The sequence below is a fragment of the Streptomyces sp. NPDC005648 genome, assembly GCF_040605395.1.
In the GTDB taxonomy this organism is placed as follows: domain Bacteria; phylum Actinomycetota; class Actinomycetes; order Streptomycetales; family Streptomycetaceae; genus Streptomyces.
Genome location: NZ_JBEXCS010000101.1, coordinates 1 through 25,301 on the forward strand (window position 1 = coordinate 1; position 25,301 = coordinate 25,301).

Consider the following 25,301-nt stretch of genomic DNA (forward strand, 5'->3'; position numbering starts at 1 on the left):
GGCCGGTCCAGGCGTCGACGACGTGCAGTCCGAGCCCGCTGCGGCCGCGCCCGGAGCGGTCGTCGGAGTGGACCAGGGTGTAGAGGCCGTCGACCTCCCGGGTTTCGGTGACTCCCCGCCGCCGGACGACGGCGACTACTCGGTCACCGGGCACGCGCGTGCGGTGATCCGTCATCTGGACGCGGCCGGGCGCGGTCCTGTGCACCTGTTCGGCAACTCGCTGGGCGGCGCGGTGTCCACGCGCGTGGCGGCACTCCGCCCGGACCTGGTCCGGACGCTGACCCTGGTGTCCCCGGCGCTCCCGGAGATCCTCGTCCAGCGTTCCGCCGTGCCCACGGCACTGATGGCGGTGCCCGGAGTGACCGGCCTCTTCGCCCGGTACACCAGGGGCTGGACGGCTGAGCAGCGCGTCGGCGGGGTCACGGCGCTCTGCTACGGCGACCCCGGGCGGGTCACGCCGGAAGGGTTCCGCCATGCGGTCGAGGAGATGGAGCGACGGCTCCAGCTGCCGTACTTCTGGGACGCGATGACGCGTTCCGCGCGCGGGATCGTCAACGCGTACACGCTGGGCGGCCAGCAGAACCTGTGGCGCCAGGCCGAGCGCGTCCTCGCCCCCACCCTCCTCGTCTACGGCGGCCGCGACCAGCTCGTCGGCTACCGCATGGCCCGCAAGGCGGCCCGCTCATTCCGGGACTCCCGCCTGCTGACCCTGCCGGACGCGGGACACGTGGCGATGATGGAGTACCCGGAGACGGTGGCCCGGGCGTTCGTGGAACTCCTCGGCGAGTCGGGGGAGTCGCCGGACGGGGCGGTGGCGGGGGCTGTCATGGGCGCTCGGCGTCGTGGGGCGGCTGCCGATGGTGGGGCGGTCGTGGGCGGCCGGAGTCGCGCTGCGGCTGCCGATGCCGCGGCTGTCGTGGGCGGCCGGAGCGGTACGGCGACTGCCGAGGCTGCGGCCGATTCGGACGGTCGAGGCGGTGAGTCGGCTGCCGAGGGTGCGGATGCCACCGGGGGCGTGGGTGCCACCGAGGGTGCGGAGGGCGCCGACCGTCAAAAGCGCGTCGCCGACGCGGACGGAACCGTTGCCGAGAGCGCGGGGAGCTGAGGGGCGACGTGGGACGCCACAGCCGCCGCGGGGGCTCCGCGGCCGCGAAGGACGACACAGGGGACATAGAGGCCAAGGCCGGTGCCAAGGGCGCGCGCAAGGGCCGTGCGCCGGGGCCCCAGGCCTCACCGCCGTCGCCGGGTGCGCAGGCCTCGCCAGGGGCGCAGCGCTCGCCCGGTGGCGCACAGCGCCCACAGGGCCCTCAGAGCGGCTCGTGGGCCCCGCAGGCGGGCGGCACGGGTGCTCGCGGGAGCGGGGCGCCGGGGCCGCCGTACGGGCAACAGGGACCACAGGCGGGAGGCCCGCGGGGGTACGGCGCGCCGCCCCGGCCGGACGCTACGCCTGCTCGTGGGGTGCCGCGTTTCGCGGATGGCGCGCCGGCGCACGGGGTGCCGCGCTTGCCGGATGGCACGCCTGCTCGTGGGGTGCCGCGTTTCGCGGACGGTACGCCCGCTCGTGGGGTGCCGCGGTTTTCCGATGGGACCCCCGCTCGTGGGGTGCCGAGGATGGGCGACGGGACCCCCGCTCATGGCACCCCCCAGGTCCGCGGTGGTCATCCTCAGCAGCGTGAAGACGGTGGCGGATGGGGGGAGTTGAGGGAGTCGGGTGGTCGCGCGGGCGGCGGTGCCGGGGCCGGGGCCGGGGTCAGCATTCCGCGGCAGCGGCAGGCGCCCCCGGGTGGGCCGCGGCAGGACTACCTGGACGCCTTCGAGGCGGACGACGACGTCTTCGCGCCGCGTTCCCCCAGGCCCCGTCGTGTCTCCGGGTACGGCGTCTCCGCGCACGCCTCGGAGCCGTACACCTCCACCACCGACCGGGACCCGGACAGCGACGTCGGTGTCACCTCCGAGGCCGGCGGCGACGAGGACGGCGCGCCTCCGACCGGCGTGCCCGCGCAGGCCAGGGGGGCGAAGGGGCGGACGTTCACGGGGATCGCGGCGGCCGCCGTCACCACCGTGCTGGCCGTCGTCGTCGCCGGCCAGGTCACGCACGGCCGCGACGACAACGCCGTGGGAACGCAGTCGGCCACCGGACAGGCGCGGGACGTACGGGGTGCGGCCACGCTGTCGGCACCCTCCTCGTCGCCGAGCCTCGCGCCGCTGACGTACGACCAGGCGATGGGCGAGAAGTACCCCCTCAGCGCCACTCTCAAGGGCTCCGGGAAGTTCGACGCGGTCCCCGGGACCGACAAGGCGCCGGGGAAGGGCCAGAAGTACACCTACCGGGTGGATGTCGAGCGGGGGCTCGGGCTGGACGGCAGGCTCTTCGCCGAGGCCGTGCAGAAGACGCTCAACGACAGCCGGAGTTGGGCCCACGACGGCGCCCGCACCTTCGAGCGCGTCTCCTCCGGCAAACCCGACTTCGTGATCACCCTCGCCAGCCCCGGAACCACGGCCGCATGGTGCGCCAAGTCCGGACTCGACACCACCGAGGACAACGTGTCGTGCGACTCGGCGTCCACACAGCGAGTCATGATCAACGCATACAGATGGGCGCAGGGGTCGAAGACATACGGTGATCGGATCCATGCGTACCGTCAGATGTTGATCAACCATGAAGTCGGCCACCGGCTCGGCTACAGCCATGTCAGCTGTACCAAGAACGGCCAGCTCGCGCCCGTGATGCAGCAGCAGACCAAGTTCCTCGACCACGACGGAATCCACTGTCTGCCCAACCCCTGGCCCTACCCCGGGAGTTGACGGGCGCCGCACAGGTCACATTGACATGCCCAGAAAGTTCATACATATTTCTGGGCATGTCGACCCCCCACGCCTTCGACCGCGCCGCCTTCGAGTTGGCGCTCATCGGCGTGACCGCGCTCTGCGTGGCCGACATCGACTGTCGCTGACACCCGCCCTCAGGCGTTCGTGTCGCGATCTTCCCCCTCTTCCGTGACTCGGTCACGGTTTTCGACGACCTGACGCCAGGGCGGACGTCTGTTCACTTCCGTCTCACTCCTCGTCCATCTGTCTCAGTATTCGAGAGGTCGTCATTCCGATGCGTCACCCGTCCATCAGAGCGCGCCGCGTGGCCGCGGCATCCGTAGGCCTGGTTCTGGCAGCCGGCGCCGCCGCCTGCGGGCCGAAGGACAACGATGCCAAGGGCTCGAGTGGCGACTCCACGCCGCACAAGGGCGGCACCCTGACGGTGCTGAACTCCAACCCCCAGGAGAACTTCGACCCGGCCCGTCTCTACACCTCCGGAGGCGGAAACGTTCCGTCCCTGGTCTTCCGCACGCTCACCACCCGTAACCGCGAGAACGGCGCGGCCGGTGCCAAGGTCGTCCCCGACCTCGCCACCGACACCGGGCGTCCCAACAAGGACGCGACCGTGTGGACGTACACCCTGAAGAAGGGCCTCAAGTACGAGGACGGCACGGCGATCACGTCCGCCGACATCAAGTACGGCATCGAGCGCTCCTTCGCGCCCGAACTGTCCGGCGGCGCGCCCTACCTGCGGGACTGGCTGGTCGGGGCGGCGGACTACCAGGGGCCGTACAAGGACAAGAAGGGGCTGACGGCGATCGAGACGCCGGACGCCCGGACCATCGTCTTCCATCTGAACAAGCCCGAGGGCGAGTTCCCGTACCTCGCCACCCAGACGCAGTTCACGCCCGTCCCCCAGGCCAAGGACACGGGCACGAAGTACGCCGAGCACCCGATCTCGTCCGGCCCGTACAAGGTCGTCAAGAACGAGAACAACGGCGAGCACATCGTCCTGGAGCGCAACACGTACTGGTCGGCCGCGACCGACGCCGAGCGCAAGGCGTACCCGGACAGGGTCGACGTGAAGTCGGGCCTCGACTCGTCCGTGATCAACCAGCGGCTGTCGGCGTCCCAGGGGGCGGACGCGACCGCCGTGACGACCGACACCAACCTCGGCCCGGCCGAGCTCGCCAAGGTGACCAGCGACAAGGAACTCGCTTCCCGCGTCGGCACCGGCCACTTCGGCTACACCAACTACATAGCGTTCAACCCGACGGTCAAGCCGTTCAACAACATCAAGGTGCGCCAGGCGATCTCCTACGCCGTCGACCGCTCGTCGGTGATCAACGCGGCCGGCGGCTCCGCGCTCGCCGAGGCCGCGACGACCTACCTGCCCAACCAGAAGTCCTTCGGCTACGAGCCCTACGACCTCTTCCCGGCGGGCCGGACCGGCAACCCGGCGAAGGCCAAGGAGCTGCTGAAGGAGGCCGGTTACCCGAACGGGCTCACCGTCACGCTGACCCACTCCAACGCCAAGGACTTCGAGACCAGCCCGGAGATCGCGACCGCGATCCAGGACGCGCTCAAGAAGGCCGGCGTCACGGTCAAGCTGCAGGGCCTGGAGGAGAACGACTACTCCGACACCATCCACAGCGTGAAGACCGAGCCGGGCTTCTTCCTGGCCCACTGGGGTGCCGACTGGCCCTCCGGCGGTCCCTTCCTCGCCCCGATCTTCGACGGCCGGCAGATCGTCAAGGACGGCGCGAACTTCAACACGGGCCTGCTCAATGACAAGTCGGTCAATGCCGAGATTGACGCGATCAACAAGTTGACCGATCTGGACGCCGCCGCCAAGCGGTGGGGTGCGCTGGACAAGAAGATCGGCGAGCAGGCACTGACCGTGCCGCTGTTCCACCCCGTCTACAAGCGACTGGTCGGCAAGGACATCAAGAACGTCGTGATCAGCGACTGGACCGGTGTGCTGGACATCTCGCAGGTCGCGGTGAAGTAGCGCCGTGAGCGAGGCACTTGTCGCCACCGAGGCCGTCGGGACGGGCACCGAGCCCGTCCCGGGGGCCTCGGGGGCTCGTCAGTTCTGGCGGCGGCTGCGGACGCAGCGCGCCGCCCTCGTCGCGGCGGGAGTCGTCGCGCTGCTGGTCCTGGTCGCCGTCGCGGCCCCGCTGCTCACGGCGATCGAGGGCCAGGACCCGACCACCTACCACCCCTCGCTCATCGACTCCGCGCGCGGGGGTGTGCCGATCGGCTCGTTCGGAGGCATCAGCGGGGACCACTGGCTGGGTGTGGAGCCGCAGACCGGACGCGATCTGTTCGCGCGGCTGGTGTACGGGGCGCGGGTCTCACTGGGGGTCGCGCTGGCGGCCACCGTCATCCAGGTCTTCCTCGGGGTCGTCATCGGCGTCGCCGCCGCGCTCGGCACCGGATGGGTTGATCAACTGTTGAGCCGGCTCACGGACATCTTCGTCGCGCTGCCTCTGATGATCATGTCATTGGCGCTGCTGGCGATCGTCCCGGCGAGCTTCCCCCGACCCGTACTGGTCACCCTGGTCATCGGGTTCATCGCGTGGGGCAACATCTCGAAGGTCGTACGCGCCCAGACGCTCACCCTGAAGGGCCTCGACTACGTCTCGGCCGCCCGGCTCAGCGGCTGGGGCACCTGGCGCATCGCCCGCAGGGAACTCCTGCCCGGGCTCGCCGCGCCGGTCATCACGTACGCGGCGATCCTCGTGCCGGTCAACATCAGCATCGAGGCGGCCCTGTCGTTCTTGGGCGTCGGTGTGAAGCCCCCGACGCCGTCCTGGGGGCAGATGCTCACCGCCGCCGACGTCTGGTACCAGGCGGCCCCGCAGTACCTGCTGCTGCCCGCCGGCGCCCTGTTCGTCACCGTCCTCGCCCTGACCGTCCTCGGCGACGGCGTCCGCACCGCCCTCGACCCGCGCGCGGCCTCCCGCCTGAGCGCGGGCACGGGCCGCAAGCGCGAGGCCAAGGCGGCCGGACAGGACCCCAAGACCGCCGGGAAGGGCGCCAGGGCGGCCGGGCAGGACACCAGGACGCCCGGGCAGGACACCGAGGCGGGCAAGGAGGGCACCGCATGAGCGGCTTCGGAGGTCTCCTCCTGCGACGCGTCATCGGCGCCGTGATCACCCTGCTGGCGATCTCGGTGCTCGTCTACGTCGTCTTCTACGCCACCCCCGGCAACGTCGCCCAGATCACCTGCGGCCCGCGCTGTTCCCCGGAACAGGTGCGCCAGGTCGCCGAGCAGCTCAAGCTCGACGACCCGCTGTACGTGCGCTACTGGCACTTCCTGGTGGGCCTGATCGCCGGTCAGGACTACTCCACCGGCACGTCGGTGGCGCACTGCTCGGCTCCCTGCCTGGGCCTCTCCTACCAGAGCGACCAGCAGGTCCTGGACATCATCCTGACGAAGCTCCCGGTGAGCCTCTCGCTCGTCCTCGGCGCCATGGTGCTGTGGCTGGTCCTCGGCGTCGGCACCGGGGTGCTCTCCGCCTGGCGGCGCGGCCGGTTCACCGAGCGCCTGCTGACCGGCCTCACCCTCGCGGGATGGGCCACCCCGGTCTTCGTCATCGGCCTGGTCCTGATGATCGTCGTCTGCGGCGAACTCCAGCTGCTGCCCTTCCCGCAGTACGTGAGCCTCACCGACGACCCCGAGCAGTGGGCGTGGAACCTGCTGCTGCCCTGGCTCTCGCTCGCCCTCATCGAGGCCGCCGCGTTCGCCAGGATGACCAGGGCGTCGATGCTGGAGACGCTGGCCGAGGACCACATCCGCACCTTCCGCGCCTACGGCGTCACCGAGCGGACGATCGTCGTACGGCACGCCCTGCGCGGAGCCCTGGCGCCCGTCATCGCGCTGAACGCCAACAACGTCGGCTCGGCGATCGGCGGCGCGGTCCTCACCGAGACCCTCTTCGGCCTGCCCGGCATCGGCCAGGAACTCGTCCACGCGGTCAATGTGGTCGACCTTCCGGTGGTCGTCGGCATGGTCCTGGTCATCGGTTTCTTCGTGGTCCTCGCCAACGCCGTCGCGGACGTGCTGTACGCGGTGGCCGACCGACGGGTGGTACTGACGTGAGTCTCGTCCAAGTCACGGATCTGACCGTCGAGTTCGGTGACCTCAAGGCGGTCGACGGCCTCTCTTTCGCTCTGGAGCAGGGGGCCGCGCTGGCCCTGGTCGGCGAGTCCGGCTCCGGCAAGTCCACGGTCGCCTCGGCCCTGCTCGGCCTCCACAACGGCACGGGCGCGCGCGTCGGCGGCTCGATCCAGGTCGCCGGCACCGCCGTGCACGAAGCCTCCGACGACGAACTGCGGCGGCTGCGCGGCGCGAAGGCGGCGATGGTCTTCCAGGACCCGCTCTCCTCGCTCGACCCGTACTACGCGATCGGCGACCAGATCGCCGAGGTGTACCGCGTGCACACACGCGTGTCACGACGCGCCGCACGCGCGCGTGCGGTGGAGGTCCTGGACCGGGTCGGCATCGCGGACGCCGCACGCCGGTCCCGTTCCCGCCCGCACGAGTTCAGCGGCGGTATGCGCCAGCGCGCGCTCATCGCCATGGCGCTCGCCTGCGAGCCCGACCTGCTGATCGCCGACGAGCCGACGACCGCGCTGGACGTCACCGTCCAGGCCCAGATCCTCGACCTGCTGCACACGCTGCGCGAGGAGACCGGCATGGGTCTGCTCCTCGTCACCCACGACGTGGGAGTGGCCGCCGAGAGCGTCGACGAGGTGCTGGTGATGCGGCACGGGCGGGTGGTCGAACACGGGCCGGTGGCGGACGTACTGGGATCGCCGGCCGAGGAGTACACGCGCGCGTTGCTCGCGGCGGTGCCGCGCGTCGACGCCCCGCGAACGGCTCCGAAGGCCCCCTCGCCGACCGGCGGCGTCCAGGAGGCCGTCCTGGAGGCACCCGATGTCGTCCCGGAGGCACCCGACGTCGTCCTGGAGGCGACCGGCCTCGGGCGTGAATTCGGCCGTGGCAAGAAGGCGTTCACGGCCGTCGACGACGTGTCGCTGACCATCCGGCGGGGCGAGACCCTCGGTGTCGTCGGTGAGAGCGGGAGCGGCAAGACGACGCTCGGGCGGATGCTGGTCGGCCTGCTGGAGCCCACCACCGGAGAGGTCCGCTACGACGGGCACGCGCGCGTGGGCGTGAATCCGGCCGTCCAGATGGTCTTCCAGGACCCCGTCTCCTCCCTCAATCCCCGCCGCAGCGTGGGCGAGTCGATAGCGGACCCGCTGCGCGCGCGTGGCGAGCGGGACGAAGGGAGGATCAGGGGGCGCGTGAGTGAACTCCTGGAGCGCGTGGGGCTCGAAGGGGCGCACTACGACCGCTACCCGCACGAGTTCAGTGGCGGTCAGCGCCAGCGCGTGGGCATCGCACGCGCGCTGGCGGCCGACCCGCGCGTGATCGTCTGCGACGAGCCGGTCTCCGCCCTGGACGTGACCACCCAGGCGCAGGTCGTCGCCCTGCTCGGCGAACTCCAGCGCGAACTCGGCCTGGCGCTCGTCTTCGTCGCCCACGACCTCGCCGTGGTCCGCCAGGTCAGTGACCGCGTCGCGGTGATGCGCCGGGGCCGGATCGTCGAGTCGGGCCCCGCCGACGAGGTGTACGACAACCCCCAGGACCCGTACACCAAGCAGCTTCTGGCCGCCGTACCGGCACTCGACCCCGAGGTGGCGGCCCGGCGCAGGGCGGCCCGGCGGGAGCTGGCCGCGGCCTGACGCAACGTGACTGCTTGATCTCTTAGCGCGATCGAACGCGACCCGCACGGGAAAGTTACGAGCGTTCACCCCTTTTGGTGGCGCGATGGACAACCGTCCGTCGCGCCACCGCCTTGTCCGCATACGTTCTTCCCGCTGCGAGCCGCCGGGTCAACGACGGCTCCCCAAACGGGAGATCGGGGGTGCGTACGTGCGCATCGGACTGCTTACGGAGGGTGGCTATCCGTATGTGAGCGGTGACGCCAGGCTCTGGTGCGACCGGCTCGTGCGCGGGCTCGGGCAGCACGAGTTCGACGTCTACGCGCTCAGCCGCAGCGAACGCCAGGAGGACGAGGGCTGGCTCCCGCTGCCCCGGCAGGTCGGCCGGGTACGCACCGCGCCGCTGTGGACGGCCGACGAGGACGGCGTGGTGTACGGGCGCCGGGCCCGCCGCCGCTTCGCCGAGTCCTTCGGCGATCTCGCGACCGGCCTGTGCGCGTCCCCCGCTCCAGAGGGAGCGTCCACCGCCGAGGCGGACCGTTTCGCCAACGCGCTGTACGGCCTCGCCGAACTGGCCCGCGACGAGGGCGGGCTGGTGGGCGCACTCCGCTCCGAGGGCGCCGTGCGCACCCTGGAGCGCGCCTGTCGTGCGCCGGGCGCACTACAGGCGGCGCGCGAGGCGCGCGTACCGGACCTCCTCGCGGTCGCCGCACACCTGGAACGCGCCCTGCGCCCCCTCTCGCTCGACTGGTACCAGGACGAGGGCCTGGGCGCGGTGGACGTCTGCCACGCCACATCCGGCGGCCCGGCGGCCCTCCCCGCCCTTCTCGCGCACCACTTCTTCGGCGTGCCGATACTCGTGACCGAGTACGGCGTGCGTCTGCGCTCGCACTACCTGGCCGCGACGGAGGCCCCACCCGCCGTGCGCTCCCTCCTCGCCGTCTTCCACGGCCGGCTCGCGGCGGAGATCTACGGCCGGGCCGCACTCGTCACCTCCGGCAACGCGCACGCCCGCCGCTGGCAGGAGCGCTGCGGGGCCGACCGCGCGAAGCTCCGCACGATCCACCCCGGCATCGACGCGTCCCACTTCGCCGAGGTCGGCGAGTCCACGGACTGCGCGGCCCCGGACACGCTCGCCTGGGTGGGCCGTATCGAACCCACCAAGGACCTGGTGTCCCTGCTGCACGCCTTGGCGGAGATCCGCAAGGAGGAACCGAAGACCAGACTGCGGATCATCGGCACCCCGTCCGGCCCCGAGGGCGAGGCCTACCTCGGCCACTGCCGGGCCCTCGCCGCACAACTCTTCCCAGACGAGGCCGAGGGCCCGCACTCGGTCGGCGACAACCCCGTCTCCTTCGAGGAGATCGGCGGCCCGGAGTCGCCGGCCCTCGCCGACGCCTACGCCTCCGGGGCGATCACCGTCCTGTCCAGCGTGGTCGAGGGCTTCCCCAACAGCCTGGTGGAGGCCATGTTCTGCGGCCGCGCGACCGTCTCCACGGACGTCGGCGCCGTCGTGGAGGTCATCGGCGGCACCGGCCTGGTGGTCCCCCCGCGCAACCCTAGGGCGCTCGCGGAGGCGTGCGTCGCACTGCTACGCGCCCCCGAGCGCCGCGCACGCCTGGGAGCCGCCGCGCGCGCCCGCGCACTCGAACTGTTCACCGTCGAGCAGAACACCGCGGCATTTCACGGCATTTACCTGGAGATCGTCTCCCGCACACCGGTGCGCCGAGTGGTCGTCGACGGCACCGGCGAGCCCCTTCCCTTCGCCGTCCCCGCCGAGGCCCACGTCCCCGGCCGCTGGGCCGGGCCGACGGCCCGCGTCGTGGCTCGCGGCGGGCCCGGCTGGGCGTCCGGCGCCCCGGTCCGGGCGACCACCTCCTTCCCGGAGGCAGCCCGATGAGCGAGCTGGGAGAACTGGACCACCCGGGCACACCAGGAGGCGCCGGCGCCTGGGACGAGCGCTCGCGGGAGTGGCTCACGCAGGACCCCGGGGGAACGGCGACCACCGAACCCGTCGCCTCCCGCCCCACCACACCCCGTCGCGCCGCCGCGGACCCCGTGAAGGCCCTGATGCACCGTCACCGCGACCTCTGCGAACGAGCCGTGGACCCCCTGGAGATCGCGGCCGGCCTGGAGGCGCACGGCATCACCGACCGGACGGCGGCACGCTTCCGCCACCGCGACGTCTTCTCCCTGGCGGAGGAGATGCACGCCCGAGCCACCCACACCGACGAGCCCCAAGCCCCCACCGCCACACCCGCCCCCCGAGTACGCGCCGACTGGATCCTTCTCACCCTCCTCCCAGGCGCCCTGTGCACAGCTACGGTGACCGGCCTCCACCTCACCCAGGGGCAACCCCGCCTGGCCGTGGCAGCCGCGGGAGCCCTGGCTGTGGCGCTGTCCACCCCGGCCGCGCTGTCCCGTGGCCCCCTGTCCAGAGCCACCACCCGCACCCCGGCCCCCCTCGCCCCCCACCTCTGCACGTACTGGCTCCTCGCCTACGCCCTCCTGGGCGACGGCCTCCTCGCCACCGCCTTGACCGGCGGCCCGGAAGGCCCACCCGTACTCACCGCACTCACGACCTCACCCCCCGCCCCCCACCCCTCCTGGCTCCTCACCACGGCCCTCCTGCCGGCCCTCGCGTGGTCCTGCGCCCCGGCAGCCTGGAGCGCTCACCTCCTCACCACCCGCGCCCGCCGCAGACTGCCCACCAGCCGAGGCCTCGAGGACTTCGCAGCCGCCGTACGCCCCCTCCTCCTGGGCGCTTTCGCCCTGTACCTCTGCGCTCTCACAGCCCTGGTGACCCTCTCCACCACAGTCCTCGCCGAGCCGGCCCCCTACGCCGAGGCCATCCCCCTGGGCGCCCTGCTCCTCCTGTCCCGCCTCCTCACCACCCACGGCTCCAGACACGCCCCCGCGATCGCCCTCACCGCGGCAGCCGCAACCGAGGCCGCGGCCCTGGCCACGACCTTCGCAAGCCGCCTCCCCGGCTGCGGCTTCCTGGCCACCCCGGTGCGGACCCTGGTCGACGCGGCAGGCCCACCCGCGGTCCCGGCACTGGCCTGCGCGGCCGTCGCCGTACCCCTGCTCTGGCATGCCACCCGCACCCTCGCCCGCGCCTCGGCCCACGCCCCGAAGGAGCAGCGGTGCTGAGGCATCACACCAGCGACGGCGGGCTGCCGGCGGCGCTCGCCGCGCCCGCTCCGACCCACCACGCACCGCAGACGCGACGCACACCCCATGGAACCCGCACATCGCGCCGCAGGCAGGAACAGATGACCCCCTCTCCCACCACCACTCCCTCCCCCACCGCCCCCTCTCCCACCACCAACCCCAACCCCACCCCAGGAGCCCCCCGATGAGAGTTCTACTGATCGGAGCCAACGGCTACCTCGGCCGCTTCGTGGCAGACCGCCTCCTGGCCGACCCCGCCGTCCAGCTCACCGCGCTGGGCCGAGGCGACGACGCCGACGTCCGCTTCGACCTCGCCTCCGGCAGCCCCGGCGCCCTGACCCGTTTCCTCGACGCGGTCCACCCCGGTGTCGTCATCAACTGCGCGGGCGCCACCCGAGGCGGTGCCCGCGAACTCACCCGCCACAACACCGTCGCCGTGGCCACCGTCTGCGAGGCCCTCCGCCGCAGCGGCTGCGGCGCCCGTCTCGTCCAGATCGGCTGCGGCGCCGAGTACGGCCCCAGCCAGCCCGGCTCCTCCACCGCGGAGGACGCCGTCCCCCGCCCCGGTGGCCCGTACGGCGTGAGCAAACTCGCCGCGACCGAACTGGTCCTCGGCTCCGGCCTGGACGCCGTCGTCCTGCGGGTGTTCTCCCCGGCGGGCCCCGGCACCCCCGCCGGCTCGCCCCTCGGCCGCCTCGCGGAGGCCATGCGCCGGGCCATGCAGTCCGGCGACGGCGAGCTCAAACTCGCCGGCCTTGGCGCCCAGCGCGACTTCGTCGACGTACGCGACGTCGCCCGCGCCGTGCACGCCGCCAGCCTCTCCGCCGCCCAGGGCGTCATCAACATCGGTTCCGGCCGCTCCATCCGTCTCCGGGACGCCGCCGCCATCCTCGCCCGTGTCGCGGGGTACGGCGGCTCCCTCCACGAACTCGACGGCCCGCCGGGCCCGGGCCCCCTCGGCGCGCACGGGCCGCACAACCCGCTCCGTGCCGCGATCGGCCACCCGCGCCCCGACCCCGACCACGCGGCCCCCGTCGCGTACCCGTACCCCGACGGCTGCGGCAGCTGGCAGCAGGCGGACGTGCGTACCGCCCGGGACCGCCTCGGCTGGCGCCCCCGGATCAACCTCGAAGAATCGTTGGCCGACATCTGGATGGAGGCGGCATGCCGCATCTGACCAGCACACAGACAACCGCCCCCGGCACCGAATTCCGCACGGGCTTCGGCATCCCCGGCTACGCCCACCCCCTGGTCGCCCCCACCGAGTGGGGCGAACTCACCCGCCCCGGAACCCCCTTGCACTGGGTCGTCCTCAATGTCGCCGACGGTCCCGGCAGCCGCCCCGACCCGCACTGCCTGCAAGCCGCCGGCCGCCTGCGCAACGCGGGGGTCCGGGTCCTCGGCCATCTCGACGCCGGCCACGGCGCCCACACCTTCGCCGAGATGATCTCCGACGCGCACCGTTACATCGAGTGGTACCAGGTCGACGGGTTCCTCCTGGACCGCTGCCCGACCGAACGCGGCTCGCTCCCGGCGATCCGCCGCACCGTGACCACGCTGCGGGCGATCCGCGACGGCGCGCACATCGTCCTCGGCCATGGCACCCACCCGTATCCCGGCTACGCCGAGAGCGCCGACCAGCTGGTCACCTTCTCCGGCTCCTGGAGCGACTACCGCTGGTCGCAGGTGGCCGAGTGGACCGCCGACTACCCGCCCGACCGGTTCTGCCACTTCGTCCACGGCGTGCCCCGCCCCCACCTCGACGAAGCGCTTCGTATCGCCCGCTGGCAGGGCGCGTCGACCATCTACTTCACCGACCGCACGAACCACGGCGGTCGCAGCGACCCATGGGAGACGATGCCCGGCTACTGGGACGACATCGTCTCGCGGATCGATACGGGTGTCTCGGAATGAAGAAGGCCGTGGCAGTGTTACAGGGAGAACAACTGTAGTGATTGACCGATCAACGGAGTCCCCGTGTCGCTGCCACCCCTGGTTGAGCCAGCCTCTGAGCTCACCGTAGACGAGGTCCGCAGGTACTCCCGCCACCTGATCATCCCGGACGTCGGGATGGACGGGCAGAAGCGGCTGAAGAACGCCAAGGTGCTCTGTGTGGGCGCCGGCGGCCTGGGCTCGCCGGCGCTGATGTACCTGGCCGCGGCGGGCGTCGGCACCCTCGGCATCGTGGAGTTCGACGAGGTCGACGAGTCGAACCTGCAGCGCCAGATCATCCACAGCCAGGCCGACATCGGTCGCTCCAAGGCCGAGTCCGCCCGCGACTCCGTCCTCGGCATCAACCCGTACGTGAATGTGATCCTTCACGAAGAGCGGCTCGAGGCCGAGAACGTGATGGACATCTTCAGCCAGTACGACCTGATCGTCGACGGCACCGACAACTTCGCAACCCGTTACCTGGTCAACGACGCCTGCGTGCTGCTGAACAAGCCGTACGTGTGGGGCTCGATCTACCGCTTCGACGGCCAGGCCTCCGTCTTCTGGTCCGAGCACGGCCCCTGCTACCGGTGCCTCTACCCGGAGCCCCCGCCGCCGGGCATGGTCCCCTCCTGCGCCGAGGGCGGCGTCCTCGGCGTGCTGTGCGCGTCCATCGGCTCCATCCAGGTCACCGAGGCCATCAAGGTCCTGACCGGCACCGGTGAGCCCCTCGTCGGCCGTCTGATGATCTACGACGCCCTGGAGATGCAGTACCGCCAGGTCAAGGTCCGCAAGGACCCGAACTGCGCGGTCTGCGGCGAGAACCCGACCGTCACCGAGCTCATCGACTACGAGGCCTTCTGCGGCGTCGTCTCCGAGGAGGCCCAGCAGGCCGCCGCCGGCTCGACGATCACTCCCAAGCAGCTCAAGGAGTGGATCGACGACGGCGAGAACATCGAGATCATCGACGTCCGCGAGATCAACGAGTACGAGATCGTCAGCATCCCGGGCGCCAAGCTGATCCCGAAGAACGAGTTCCTCATGGGCACCGCCCTGGAGACCCTCCCGCAGGACAAGAAGATCGTCCTGCACTGCAAGACGGGTGTCCGCAGTGCGGAGGTCCTCGCGGTCCTGAAGTCCGCGGGCTTCTCCGACGCCGTGCACGTCGGCGGCGGTGTGATCGGCTGGGTCAACCAGATCGAGCCGAGCAAGCCGGTCTACTAGGCGGCAGCCTTTCCGGAAGGGGCTCGGCACCACGGGTGCCGGGCCCCTTTCCGCTGCCCGGGCGACGACCGCCGCGGTCAGGAGGCGCAGACCTTCCCGTCCTTCGGCACCGTCCCGTCCAGCAGATAGGCGTTCACCGTCGAGTCGACGCAGTCGCTCCCGTTCCCGTACGCACCATGGCCCTCGCCCCTCCAGGTGAGCTCCACACCGACGCCCTTGCCGAGCTCGTCGGCCATCTTCCGGGCACCCTCGTACGGCGTCGCCGGGTCGCCGGTGTTGCCGACCACCAGGATCGGTGCGGCGCCGGGCGCGCTCACCTCGGGAGTCTCGTACTGCCCGGCCACCGGCCAGTCGTGGCACCAGCCGGCCGTGTCCCAGCCGAGGAAGTCGCCGAACACGGGCGAGATCTTCTCGAAGGTCGGCAGCAGCTTCTTCGTCTCCTCGGCGGTCGGCCGCTGCTTGTCGTCCAGGCACGATATGACCCGTTGCGAGTGGGTCGTCGTGCCGTAGTGCCCCGAGTCGTCGCGTTCGTTGTAGCCGTCGGCCAGCCGCAGCAGCTCCGAGCCGTCACCCTGCTCGGCCACGTCCAGCGCGCTGGTCAGGGTCGGCCAGCCCGACTTGCTGTAGAGCGGCAGCACGATGCCGGTCAGTGCCAGGGTCTGGGTGAGCTTCCGGCCGGACGACGTCGGCAGGGGGTTCGCGTCGAGCCGCTTCACCAGGTTCGCGATCTTCTGGGTGCCCTGCTTCGGGTCCTGGCCGGTCGACTTCAGGTAGTCGTCCAGCGCGCGCTGGAAGCCCCGGCTCTGGTTCTCCGCGTGGCCCACCGAGTCGGCGGTCGGGTCGACGACCGCGTCGAGGATCAGCCGCCCCACGTGCGTGGGGAACAAGTGGGCGTAGACACCGCCGAGTTCGGTGCCGTACGAGATGCCGAAGTAGTGCGTCTTCGTGTCGCCCAGCACCTGGCGCATCAGGTCCATGTCGCGCGCGGTGTCGGTCGTCGACACATGGGCCAGCAGCTTCCCGGCGGCCTTCTGGCAGCCCTTGCCGAAGTCGACGGCGTCCTGGAAGTACGCCTTCTCCTCGGCGGGGGTGTCCGGGGTGGCGTCGATGTCCTCGGCGGCCTGGATCGCCTTGTCGCCGCGGCAGCGCACGCCCTCGCTGGACGCCACGCCGCGCGGGTCCCAGCTCACCAGGTCGTAGCGCTCGTGCAGCTTCGACACGGTGGCCGCGTACGACGGCATGTAGTCGACGCCCGAGCCGCCGGGGCCGCCGAAGTTGAACAGGAGGGAGCCGATCCGGTCGCCGCCGGTCGCCTGCGAGCGGATCAGTGCCAGGCCGATCGTCTCGCCGTCCGGCATCGACCAGTCCAGCGGCACCTTGAGCGTCGTGCACCGCCAGTCGCCGCCCGGCGCGGGGGAGTCCGCGGTGGCCTTGCAGCGGCCCCAGGCGAGCTTCTGCGCGGTCAGTGAGGAGGGCAGCGCGGCGGCCGTGCCCGAGGAACCGGTCGACGGCGGGGCGGCCGAGCCGGTCTCCGCGTCCCCCTTGCCGCCGCCGGACGACGAGCCGCCGCCACAGCCGGCCACCAGCAGTGCGGCGGCGCTCCCCAGCGCTGCCCACCGTACGAAACGTGCCATGTCCGTCCCCCCGCTCCACAAGCCGTCCGCACCGAGCGGCGAACGGCGGTCAGGCCATAGTAGGCAGATCGCGAGCCCCCTGCGGCAGCCTGTGGATAACCTTCTGGCCTGCGGTTTTATCCGGAATGGGGGCCTGCCGCCAGGAGCGGACGGTTCCGTGCCAGGAGCAGGGAATTCCGTACTAGGAGCAGACGGTTCCGGCCGTCGGCACCTTCCCGTCCAGCAGATAGCCGTTCACCGCGCTCTGGACGCACTTGTCCTTGCTGTCGTAGGCACCGTGCCCCTGCCCCTTGTACGTCAGCTCCACGCCGACGCCCTTGCCCAGCGCGTCCACCATCCTGCCCGCGCCCTCGTACGGCGTGGCCGGGTCGCCGGTGTTGCCCACGACGAGGATCGGCGCCGAGCCGGACGCGCTCACCTCGGGATGGTCGGCGGCGCCCGCCACGGCCCAGTCGGTGCAGCTGACCATGCCCCAGGCGAGGAAGTCACCGAACAGCGGCGAGGCGGCCCGGAACTCGGGCAGCTTGCGCCGTACGTAGTCGGCGGTGTAGCGGGCCTTCTCGTCCGCGCAGTTGATGGAGATGTTCGCCGCGGTGATGTTGCTGTACTCGCCGTTCTCGCTGCGTCCGTTCATCGCGTCGGAGAGCGCCATGAGGATCTTTCCGTCGCCGGCGTACGCCTCTTGCAGGCCCTCGGTCAGGTACTCCCAGAAGTCCTTGGAGTACAGGGCCTGGGCGATGCCGTTGGTCGCGGCGGTCTGGGTCAGCTCACGCGGGAAGATGCCGGGGATCGGCTTCCGGTCGAGGTCCTCCAGCAGTTTGGCGATACGGTCCTTCACGTCCTGCGCGCTGTCGCCGATCTTGCACTCCTCGCCCTTCGAGGCGCAGTCCTCGGCGAAGTTGTCCAGCGCGAGCTGAAAGCCCTTGGCCTGTCCGAGCGAGCCCTGCTCGGGGTCCTGCGTGGGGTCGACGACCGCGTCGAAGACCGCGCGCCCCACGTGCTTGGGGAACAAGTGGGCGTAGACACCGCCTAGTTCGGTGCCGTACGAGATGCCGAAGTAGTACAGCTTGCGGTCGCCCAGAACCTGTCGCATCAGGTCCATGTCACGGGCCGCGTCCGTGGTGCGCACCTGCGGCAGCATCCTCTTGGAGTTCTTCTCGCAGGCCCCGTTGAACGTCTTGGTGTTGTCCAGGAGCTTCGTCTGCTCGGCGGTGTCGTCGGGGGTGGCGTCCTGCTGGAAGTAGGAGTCGAGTTCCTGGTCGTTCTCGCACTTCACGGGGGCGCTGCGGCCGACGCCGCGCGGGTCGAAGCTGACCAGGTCGTAGCGGGTGCGCAGTTTCGCGTAGTCCTCGCCGAAGGAGGGCAGCGTGGAGACGCCCGAGCCGCCGGGCCCGCCGAAGTTGAAGACGAGCGAGCCGATGCGTCCGCTCCTGGCGCCGCTCGCCTTCGCCCGGATCAGCGCGATGCCGATCGTGTCGCCCTCGGGCCTGCTCCAGTCCAGGGGCGCCCTCATGGTGGCGCACTGCCAGGTGCCGCCGTTCGGCAGAGGCGACGGGGCGTCACCGCCGCCCTCCGCCGCGGAGGGAGCCGGACAGTCCTTCCAGTCCAGCTTCTGGGCCGACAGGTCCCCGTCCTTGGAGCCACCGCCGCACCCCGCCAGCAGAGAGGGCAGAAGTACGGCGGTGGCGGTCAGGGCAGCGGCACGCGCGCGGCGAGGCTTCGGCATGCCCCCATCCTGCGGGCGCGCGGGACGGGGCGCTCGGGACACGGGCCGTACGAGGTACGCGCGCGTACCGCCCTCGTACGACATGACGTCGTACACGCCCTCGTACTAGAGCGCGCCCTTGCGCGAGAGGTGGTTGAAGGCGAGCCAGCCCGGCAGCACCGGCAGCCACAGGGTCAGCAGACGGAACAGCAGCACCGCCGGGGCCGCGACCTCCTTGGGCAGGCCCACGGCGATCAGACCCACCGTCAGGGTCGCCTCGACGGCGCCCACGCCGCCCGGGGTCGGAGCCGCGGAGCCGAGCGCGTTTCCGGCGAGGAACACCACGGCGACGCTGGCGATGCTGAGCGAGGTCCCGTGCTGGCCGAAGGCGCGGATCGAGGCGTCCAGGCACATCACGAAGCAGGCCGTCAGCAGCAGCATGCCGCCGATGCCGGTGACCAGCTTCTGCGGCCGCTGCAGCACGTCCAGCATGCGCGGCACGACGCCGGCGAAGAGCGAGCGCACGCGCGTGACGACGAACTTCCGCAGGAACGGCACGGAGGTGACCACGAGGACGAGCACCGCCACCGTCAGCAGACCCGCGATGACCGTCCGGGACGGCGACAGCGAGGGGGTCTTCTCGGTGCCGGTCAGATAGCCGAACGACAGCAGCATCAGGATGTGGCACCCGAGCCCGAACAGCTGGGAGGCGCCCACGCTCGCGACCGCGAGCCCCGGGCGCACGCCCGCGCGTTGCAGGAAGCGCGTGTTGAGCGCGACACCGCCCACCGCGGCCGGAGCGACGATCTTGACGAAGGAGCCGGCGACCTGCGCCGCCACGGCCCGCGGGAACGGCACCCGCTCCGGCACGAACCCCATCAGCGCCATCGCCGCCGCGACGTAGCTGCCCGCCGAGAACACGACCGCCGCCGCCACCCAGCCCCACTGCGCGTTCTCGATCAGCGGCCCGAACTCGATGTGGGTGAGCTGCGTCAGCAGGAAGTACGCGCCGATGGCACCCGCGATGAAGCTGATCAGCGTCTTGGGCCGCACCCGCTCGAGACGGGCCGGCTCGACCGGTGCCTGCGGTCGGATCAGGAGCACCTGGTGCCGGATCTGTGTGAGCAGATCCTCTTCGCGCGCCTCGTCGATGGCCTCGTCGATCGCCCGCTTCTCGGCCCGCTGCTCCGCCCGTACGGACTTCTTGTCGGGCTTCTCCAGTCCGGGTCTGGTGTCGTCGTCGGCGGCCTCCAGGCGCGCCTGCTTGGCCTGCCGCGAGGCCTCCAGGACCGCGTCCCGCTCGCGCTGGGCGCGTTCCCTGGCCAGCCTGCGCAGGGTCGCGCGGGAGGTGCGGCTGAGGGCGATCGGCTGCAGCATCGGCAGACAGTCCGCCACCGCGTCCGGGCCGAGCACGGCCACCGCGGAGGCGACCGCGCGCTCGGCACCCACCCGCAGGCCGAGCGTCACCAGCAGCTGGGAGACGTCCATGCGCAGCAGCAGCTCACCGGCCGCGATCTCGCCGACGCGCAGGTCGGTGAGGATGACCGTGCCGGAACGATCCACCAGAATCGCGTCACCCACCAGCCTGCGGTGCGCGATGCGCCGGGACTGCAGCGCCCGCACCTGGTGCCAGGTGTCGTGCAGCAGGGCGTCGGTGATCTCGTCGTCCGCCAGGGAGTCGAGCGTGCGCCCGCCGGTGTGCTCGTAGACGAGCATCACGGCGTCGGGGCCGAGTTCGGAGGTCGCGATCAGCTTGGGGGCGTTGGCGCCGGCCGCGATGGCCGCGTAGGCGAGGAGGGCCTCCTGCTCCAGGGCCTGGCGCAGAGACTGGAGGCTGCTGCGGGTGGCGAAGCCGCGCAGCGTCAGATTGCGGTACGCGCGGTAGAAGAAGCCCTGGGCCTGCTGTTCCCGGTCGACGACCGTCACATCCAGGGGCGGGCCGTCCTCGAGGGTGACGAAGTAGCGCCGGCCGCGGTCGCCGGTCTCCGGATTGTCCGTGGCCTCCTCGCGGGCGGCGCTCACGGGACGGAAGCCGACGTGCCTGAGGCCCGCCATCAGGGTCCGCCCGGTGGGACGCACGTTGGGCGAGCCGACCGCGTACAGCGTCCCGTAGGCCACGGTCCAGCCCATGAGGATCGTCAGGATGATCGAGAACGGTGTCGTGTAGCCGGAGACGAGCATGGAGAACGCGTCGAGCAGCAGGACGGTCCACAGCACCGCACGCCAGCGTGGTCGCCGCGACATGCCGACGGCCGTCATGTACGCGATGACCGGCGCGAGATAGCCGTGCACCGGGTCGGTCAGGGCGTGGATGTCGCCGGGGGAGGGCTGGGTGAGCGCCTCCTGGATGGAGCCGGGGGCGGCCTTGGCGACCCAGAGGTCCGTGGCGAGCGTCACACCGTGCGCGAGTACCGCCGCGAGCACACCGTCCGCGATGCGCAGCCCGTCGCGTTTGATCAGCCGTTCGATCGCGAAGGCGACCGGCACGAGCAGGATCGCGATGCTGGAGGCCAGTCCGGCGATCTTGATGAGCAGGTCGGGCGCCTGAGTGGTGCCCTTGTTGATGTCCTGTTCGAGGCCCGAGGTGGTGCCGTGCGCGAACGCGGCGATCGCGAGCAGCACGACGATCGCCAGCACACCCGCCAGCAGCCGCATCAGGTCGGAGGGCCGGTGCACGCGCGCGGGGAGCAGTGGTTCGTCGCCCTCGACCGCTTCGCTGTGCACCTCGTCGGGGCAGTCGGCGTCGTCCCTGGTCACGTCCTTCGCGGCCGCTTCCTCGCCGTCGGTGCCGGGGTCCGGGCGCGACGAAGCGTCAGAGGTGCTCTCGGCGTCCTCTGGGTGCACACCCTGCTGCTTCATCGTCTCTTCTTGATCTCGTATCAACGGGTCACCGCCCGCATGATGGTGGCATGCCCCACCGACACACAGGGGCATCAGGGTGCGGACGCGGGGGCGCACAGTCTGCCGGAAGCGCCGTCCCGGGGCGAGGGATACGCACGGTGGCGAGCCCGTCACACTGTCGGAGGGGTGCGGCAGGATGGGCCGGATGAGCCAGGAGAGCCTTCCGTACGACGACCGGCCGGAGCACCCCGGCGCGCTGCCGGAGTACGCCGAGCGCGTCCTCGAAGTCGCCGAACTGATTCCGCCCGGGCGTGTCATGACGTACGGGGACGTGGCCGAGTGGCTGGAGGAGGGCGGCCCCCGGCAGGTCGGCCGGGCCATGTCCCTGTACGGAGGGGCCGTGCCCTGGTGGCGTGTGGTGCGCTCGGACGGCGTCCTGCTGCCCGGACACGAGCTCGAGGCGCTCGGTCACTACCGCGCCGAGAGCACGCCCCTGAAAGAAGCGAGCAGGGCCGCGGAGGGCCACCTGCCCCGCCTCGACATGAAGCGGGCCCGATGGGACGGCGGTGAACGCGCGGAGGGTCACACCTGACAGCTTCCGCCATTCGGCAACCCCGTGTGTGACACCTGATCCGTACGGGGGAACAGGGGCACATCCGTGGCATGCCGTACGTTCGAGGGTCGAGGGGCGCGCGTGTCGCCAGTGCCGCGAGGGAACAAGAGGAAGCTCTGCTTCCGCACTCGTCGTCGGCGTAGCGTCGGCTGCGCACGTCCCCCTCACCCCCCGATCACCGCCCTGCACGCACGGTGGTCCGACAACCAGCACACCCACCAGGACCGGCGAACCACGTGAGCTCCTCTTCCTCCACCCGGCGCCTGTCGCACCCCCAGGTGCGACAGGGGGCCCGTGGCGCTTACCGACTGGTGCGTACCCCGCCGGCACTTCCGGATCCCCCTCGTCTGGACGCCGCACAGCGCCGCGTGGTTGACCACAGGGCCGGTCCCCTGCTCGTTCTCGCAGGTCCGGGCACCGGCAAGACCACCACGCTCGTCGAGTCCGCGGCGGCACGAATCGCCCGGGGCGGCGACCCCGCGCGCGTGCTCGTGCTGACGTTCAGCCGCAAGGCGGCCGTCGAACTGCGCGACCGCATGGCGCTGCGCATGGGAGCCGCTCGCGCGCCCCGGGCGACCACCTTCCACTCGTTCTGCTACGCCCTGGTCCGCGCCCACCACGACAGCGACCGCTTCGCCGAGCCGCTGCGCCTGCTGTCCGGCCCCGAACAGGACGTGACCGTCCGTGAACTGCTCGCGGGCCAGCCCGACCTGGAGCGGCTCGGCCTGGCGCATGTGCGCTGGCCCGATGAGCTGCGCGCCTGCCTGACCACCCGGGGCTTCGCCGACGAGGTCCGAGCGGTCCTCGCACGCAGCCGTGAACTCGGTCTGGACCCCGGCGCCCTGGACGCCTTCGCCCGTCGTATCGGCCGCCCCGACTGGCGCGCCGCGTCCGCCTTCCTCGCCGAGTACCTCGACGTCCTCGACCTTCAGGGCGTGCTCGACTACGCCGAACTGGTCCACCGCGCGGTCCTCCTGGCCCGCCGCCCCGAGGTCGCCGAGCGGCTTGCCGCGCAGTACGACGCCGTACTCGTCGACGAGTACCAGGACACGGACGCGGCCCAGACGCGACTGCTGCACGCTCTGGCCGGCGGCGGACGCACCCTGGTCGCCTTCGGCGACCCCGACCAGTCGATCTACGCGTTCCGGGGCGCGGACGTGAACGGCATCCTGGAGTTCCCGTACGCGTTCCCGCGCGCGGACGGCCGTCCGGCACCCGTCGAGGTCCTGCGCACCTCCCGTCGCTCCGGCGCCGCCCTGCTCACCGCGACCCGCCTGATCACCCAGCGCATGCCGCTGACCCGGCTCCCGGCGGAGAAGGTCCGCGCGCACCGTGAGCTCGCCCCGGAGCGCGAAGGCGGCCGGGTGGAGGTGTACACCTATCCGACGGCCGGTACGGAACTCGACAACATCGCCGACATCCTGCGCCGAGCGCATCTCGAGGACGGCGTGCCCTGGGGCGAGATGGCCGTCCTGGTGCGCGCCGGGTCCCGCACGATCCCCACGGTCCGCCGCGCGCTGACGGCCGCGGGCGTCCCGCTGGACATCGACGGCGACGATCTGCCTCTGCGCCACGAACCGGCGGTGGCACCCTTGCTCACGGCGCTGCGGGCGGTGGCGGAGGCGGAGGCCGCCCCGGGAGGTGCAGCGCAGCCCTTCCCAGAGGACGCCTCCCCAGAGGACGCCTCCTCGGAGGGGACGCCCTGCTGGCTCGATACCGAGACCGCTCTCACCCTGCTCGCCTCCCCCCTCGCCGGCATGGACGCGGCGGACCTGCGCCGCCTCGGCCGGGCCCTGCGTGACGAGGAGCGGGCCGCGGGCAACCCCTTGCCGCCGCCGTCGGACGTGCTGCTCGCGCGGGCGCTGGCCGAGCCGGAGCGCCTGGTCGCGCACGACCCCACGTATGCGCGGGGCGCCCAACGGCTCGGCGCGCTGCTGCGCAGGGCCCGTGAGCGTCTCGCGGGCGGCGGTACGGCCGAGGAGGCGCTGTGGGACCTGTGGGAAGGCACACCATGGCCCGCACGCCTGGAGCGCTCCGCGCGGCGTGGGGGCGCGGCCGGGCGCAACGCCGACCGTGATCTGGACGCCGTGTGCGCGCTGTTCGCGACCGCCGCGCGCGCGGAGGAGCGCACCGGCGGCCGGGGCGCCCTCAACTTCCTGGAGGAGATCGAGGCCGAGGACATCGCCGCCGACACCCTCACCCGCCGGGCCGTGCGCCCCGACGCCGTCCGTCTGATGACCGCGCACCGCTCCAAGGGCCTGGAGTGGCGGCTGGTGGTCGTCGCCGGCGTGCAGGAGGGCCTGTGGCCCGACCTGCGCCGGCGCGGCTCCCTCCTGGAGGCCGACCGCATCGGCCGCGACGGGCTCGCCGAACCGCTCACCCCGGGCGCGCTGCTGGCGGAGGAGCGCCGCCTGTTCTACGTGGCCGCCACGCGCGCGCGTGAACGTCTCGTCGTCACCGCGGTGAAGGCCCCCGCGGACGACGGCGATCAGCCCTCCAGGTTCCTCGCCGAACTCGGCGTCGAACCCAAGGACGTCACGGGCCGCCCGCGCCGCCCGCTGTCGGTCGCCGCCCTGGTGGCCGAACTGCGGGCCACCACGGTCGACCCGCGCGTCTCCGACACCCTCAGGGAGGCGGCCGCCCACCGCCTGGCCCGGCTGGCCGCCCTGGCCGACGAGGACGGCCGTCCGCTGGTCCCGTCCGCCCACCCCTACCGCTGGTGGGGCACGTTCGAGCCGACCGAGAGCAAGGTGCCGCTGCGCGACCGCGACCAGCCCGTCGTGCTTTCCGGAAGCGCCCTCGACCAACTCGCCAACACCTGTGCCCTGCAGTGGTTCCTGGGCCGCGAGGTGAAGGCCGACGCGCCGGCGACGGTCGCCCAGGGCTTCGGCAACGTGGTGCACGTCCTCGCGGACGAGGTCGCCTCCGGGCACACCCCCGCCGATCTCGCCGTCCTCATGGAGCGCCTCGACTCCGTGTGGAACGCGCTCGCCTTCGACGCGCCCTGGAAGTCGGCGCAGGAGAAGGAGAACGCGCGCGTAGCGCTCGAACGCTTCCTGAAGTGGCACGTCATGGACCGCACCGGCCGCACCCCGGTGGCCAGTGAGCACGACTTCGACGTGACGCTTCAGGCGGGCGACTACGAGGTCCGCATCCGCGGCCAGATGGACCGGGTGGAGGCCGACAGCGAGGGCCGCGCCTACGTCGTCGACTTCAAGACCGGCAAGCAGGCGCCCACCGCGCGCGAGGTCGAGCACCATCCCCAGCTCGCCGTCTATCAGCTGGCCGTCCGCGAGGGCGCCGTGGACGAGGCCTTCGACGGGGTGCGCCCCGAGCCCGGCGGCGCGGAACTGGTCCAGCTGCGGCAGGGCGCCGCCAAGCGGGACGGCGGCGAGACGCTGCCCAAGGTGCAGGCGCAGGAGCCGCTGGAGGGGGAGTGGGTGGGCGATCTGCTGGCCACCGCCGCGGGCAAGGTCCTCGACGAGCGGTTCACCCCGACCTCCGGACAGCACTGCACGCACTGCGCGTTCCGGGCCTCGTGCAGCGCGCGGCCCGAGGGACGGCACGTGGTGGACTGAGCACGCCGGTGTGATCAGTCGCACCACCCGTGCTGACCTGCGCTTCTCCTCGC

Annotated in this window: 17 protein-coding genes; 14 read left to right on the forward strand and 3 right to left on the reverse strand. The window is 71.9% G+C overall.

The features are described 5' to 3' along the window. Positions 1 to 22 precede the first annotated feature (22 nt). The 12 genes from ABZT17_RS37695 to moeZ all read left to right on the forward strand — a co-directional run bounded on the left by ABZT17_RS37695 (position 23) and on the right by moeZ (position 14,877). Positions 23 to 1,105 carry an alpha/beta hydrolase gene (locus ABZT17_RS37695; protein ID WP_356356050.1) on the forward strand — a complete coding sequence of 361 codons (1,083 nt, stop codon included), beginning with the start codon at positions 23 to 25 and terminating at the stop codon, positions 1,103 to 1,105. 353 nt (positions 1,106 to 1,458) lie between these two features. Next, positions 1,459 to 2,805, forward strand: a complete 1,347-nt coding sequence (locus ABZT17_RS37700; protein WP_356356008.1) for a DUF3152 domain-containing protein — start codon at positions 1,459 to 1,461, stop codon at positions 2,803 to 2,805. 56 nt (positions 2,806 to 2,861) lie between these two features. Further along, positions 2,862 to 2,954 (forward strand): Ms4533A family Cys-rich leader peptide, encoded by a 93-nt coding sequence (locus tag ABZT17_RS37705; protein ID WP_356356010.1) that lies wholly within the window; start codon positions 2,862 to 2,864, stop codon positions 2,952 to 2,954. A gap of 149 nt (positions 2,955 to 3,103) precedes the next feature. Next, positions 3,104 to 4,822, forward strand: coding sequence for an ABC transporter substrate-binding protein (locus ABZT17_RS37710; protein WP_356356011.1), 1,719 nt, complete (start codon positions 3,104 to 3,106; stop codon positions 4,820 to 4,822). Between the two features lie 4 nt (positions 4,823 to 4,826). Beyond that, positions 4,827 to 5,924, forward strand: coding sequence for an ABC transporter permease (locus ABZT17_RS37715; protein WP_356356013.1), 1,098 nt, complete (start codon positions 4,827 to 4,829; stop codon positions 5,922 to 5,924). Continuing rightward, positions 5,921 to 6,919 (forward strand): ABC transporter permease, encoded by a 999-nt coding sequence (locus ABZT17_RS37720; RefSeq protein ID WP_356356015.1) that lies wholly within the window; start codon positions 5,921 to 5,923, stop codon positions 6,917 to 6,919. The genes ABZT17_RS37715 and ABZT17_RS37720 overlap by 4 nt, the downstream gene beginning before the upstream one ends. Beyond that, the gene (locus ABZT17_RS37725) at positions 6,916 to 8,568 is read left to right on the forward strand and encodes an ABC transporter ATP-binding protein (RefSeq protein WP_356356017.1); all 1,653 of its coding nucleotides are present in this window, start codon (positions 6,916 to 6,918) and stop codon (positions 8,566 to 8,568) included. Before ABZT17_RS37720 ends, ABZT17_RS37725 begins: the two co-directional genes overlap by 4 nt. A 190-nt stretch (positions 8,569 to 8,758) precedes the next feature. Continuing rightward, complete coding sequence (locus tag ABZT17_RS37730) at positions 8,759 to 10,447, forward strand: DUF3492 domain-containing protein (protein WP_356356019.1); 1,689 nt, start codon at positions 8,759 to 8,761, stop codon at positions 10,445 to 10,447. Next, positions 10,444 to 11,700 carry a hypothetical protein gene (locus ABZT17_RS37735; protein ID WP_356356020.1) on the forward strand — a complete coding sequence of 419 codons (1,257 nt, stop codon included), beginning with the start codon at positions 10,444 to 10,446 and terminating at the stop codon, positions 11,698 to 11,700. The genes ABZT17_RS37730 and ABZT17_RS37735 overlap by 4 nt, the downstream gene beginning before the upstream one ends. A gap of 205 nt (positions 11,701 to 11,905) precedes the next feature. After that, positions 11,906 to 12,898: an NAD-dependent epimerase/dehydratase gene (locus ABZT17_RS37740; protein WP_356356022.1), complete on the forward strand. Its 993-nt coding sequence runs from the start codon at positions 11,906 to 11,908 to the stop codon at positions 12,896 to 12,898. Continuing rightward, positions 12,886 to 13,635: a spherulation-specific family 4 protein gene (locus tag ABZT17_RS37745; protein ID WP_356356023.1), complete on the forward strand. Its 750-nt coding sequence runs from the start codon at positions 12,886 to 12,888 to the stop codon at positions 13,633 to 13,635. Before ABZT17_RS37740 ends, ABZT17_RS37745 begins: the two co-directional genes overlap by 13 nt. A gap of 63 nt (positions 13,636 to 13,698) precedes the next feature. Then, positions 13,699 to 14,877 carry an adenylyltransferase/sulfurtransferase MoeZ gene (gene moeZ, locus ABZT17_RS37750; RefSeq protein ID WP_356356025.1) on the forward strand — a complete coding sequence of 393 codons (1,179 nt, stop codon included), beginning with the start codon at positions 13,699 to 13,701 and terminating at the stop codon, positions 14,875 to 14,877. A gap of 77 nt (positions 14,878 to 14,954) precedes the next feature. On the opposite strand, the gene ABZT17_RS37755 is transcribed toward moeZ, so the two are convergent. From ABZT17_RS37755 to ABZT17_RS37765, 3 genes are all read right to left on the reverse strand, one after another. Continuing rightward, positions 14,955 to 16,511 (reverse strand): alpha/beta hydrolase, encoded by a 1,557-nt coding sequence (locus ABZT17_RS37755; protein ID WP_356356027.1) that lies wholly within the window; start codon positions 16,509 to 16,511, stop codon positions 14,955 to 14,957. Between the two features lie 181 nt (positions 16,512 to 16,692). Continuing rightward, positions 16,693 to 18,237, reverse strand: a complete 1,545-nt coding sequence (locus ABZT17_RS37760; protein WP_356356029.1) for an alpha/beta hydrolase — start codon at positions 18,235 to 18,237, stop codon at positions 16,693 to 16,695. 105 nt (positions 18,238 to 18,342) lie between these two features. Then, a complete protein-coding gene (locus ABZT17_RS37765; RefSeq protein ID WP_356356031.1) occupies positions 18,343 to 21,075 on the reverse strand; it encodes a lysylphosphatidylglycerol synthase transmembrane domain-containing protein in 2,733 nt (910 codons plus the stop codon). A 187-nt stretch (positions 21,076 to 21,262) separates the two neighbouring features. On the opposite strand from ABZT17_RS37765, the gene ABZT17_RS37770 reads away from it, so the two are divergent. Then, positions 21,263 to 21,649, forward strand: coding sequence for an MGMT family protein (locus tag ABZT17_RS37770; protein WP_356356033.1), 387 nt, complete (start codon positions 21,263 to 21,265; stop codon positions 21,647 to 21,649). A gap of 257 nt (positions 21,650 to 21,906) precedes the next feature. Next, positions 21,907 to 25,248 carry an ATP-dependent DNA helicase gene (locus ABZT17_RS37775; RefSeq protein ID WP_356356035.1) on the forward strand — a complete coding sequence of 1,114 codons (3,342 nt, stop codon included), beginning with the start codon at positions 21,907 to 21,909 and terminating at the stop codon, positions 25,246 to 25,248. The last annotated feature ends 53 nt before the right edge of the window (positions 25,249 to 25,301 follow it).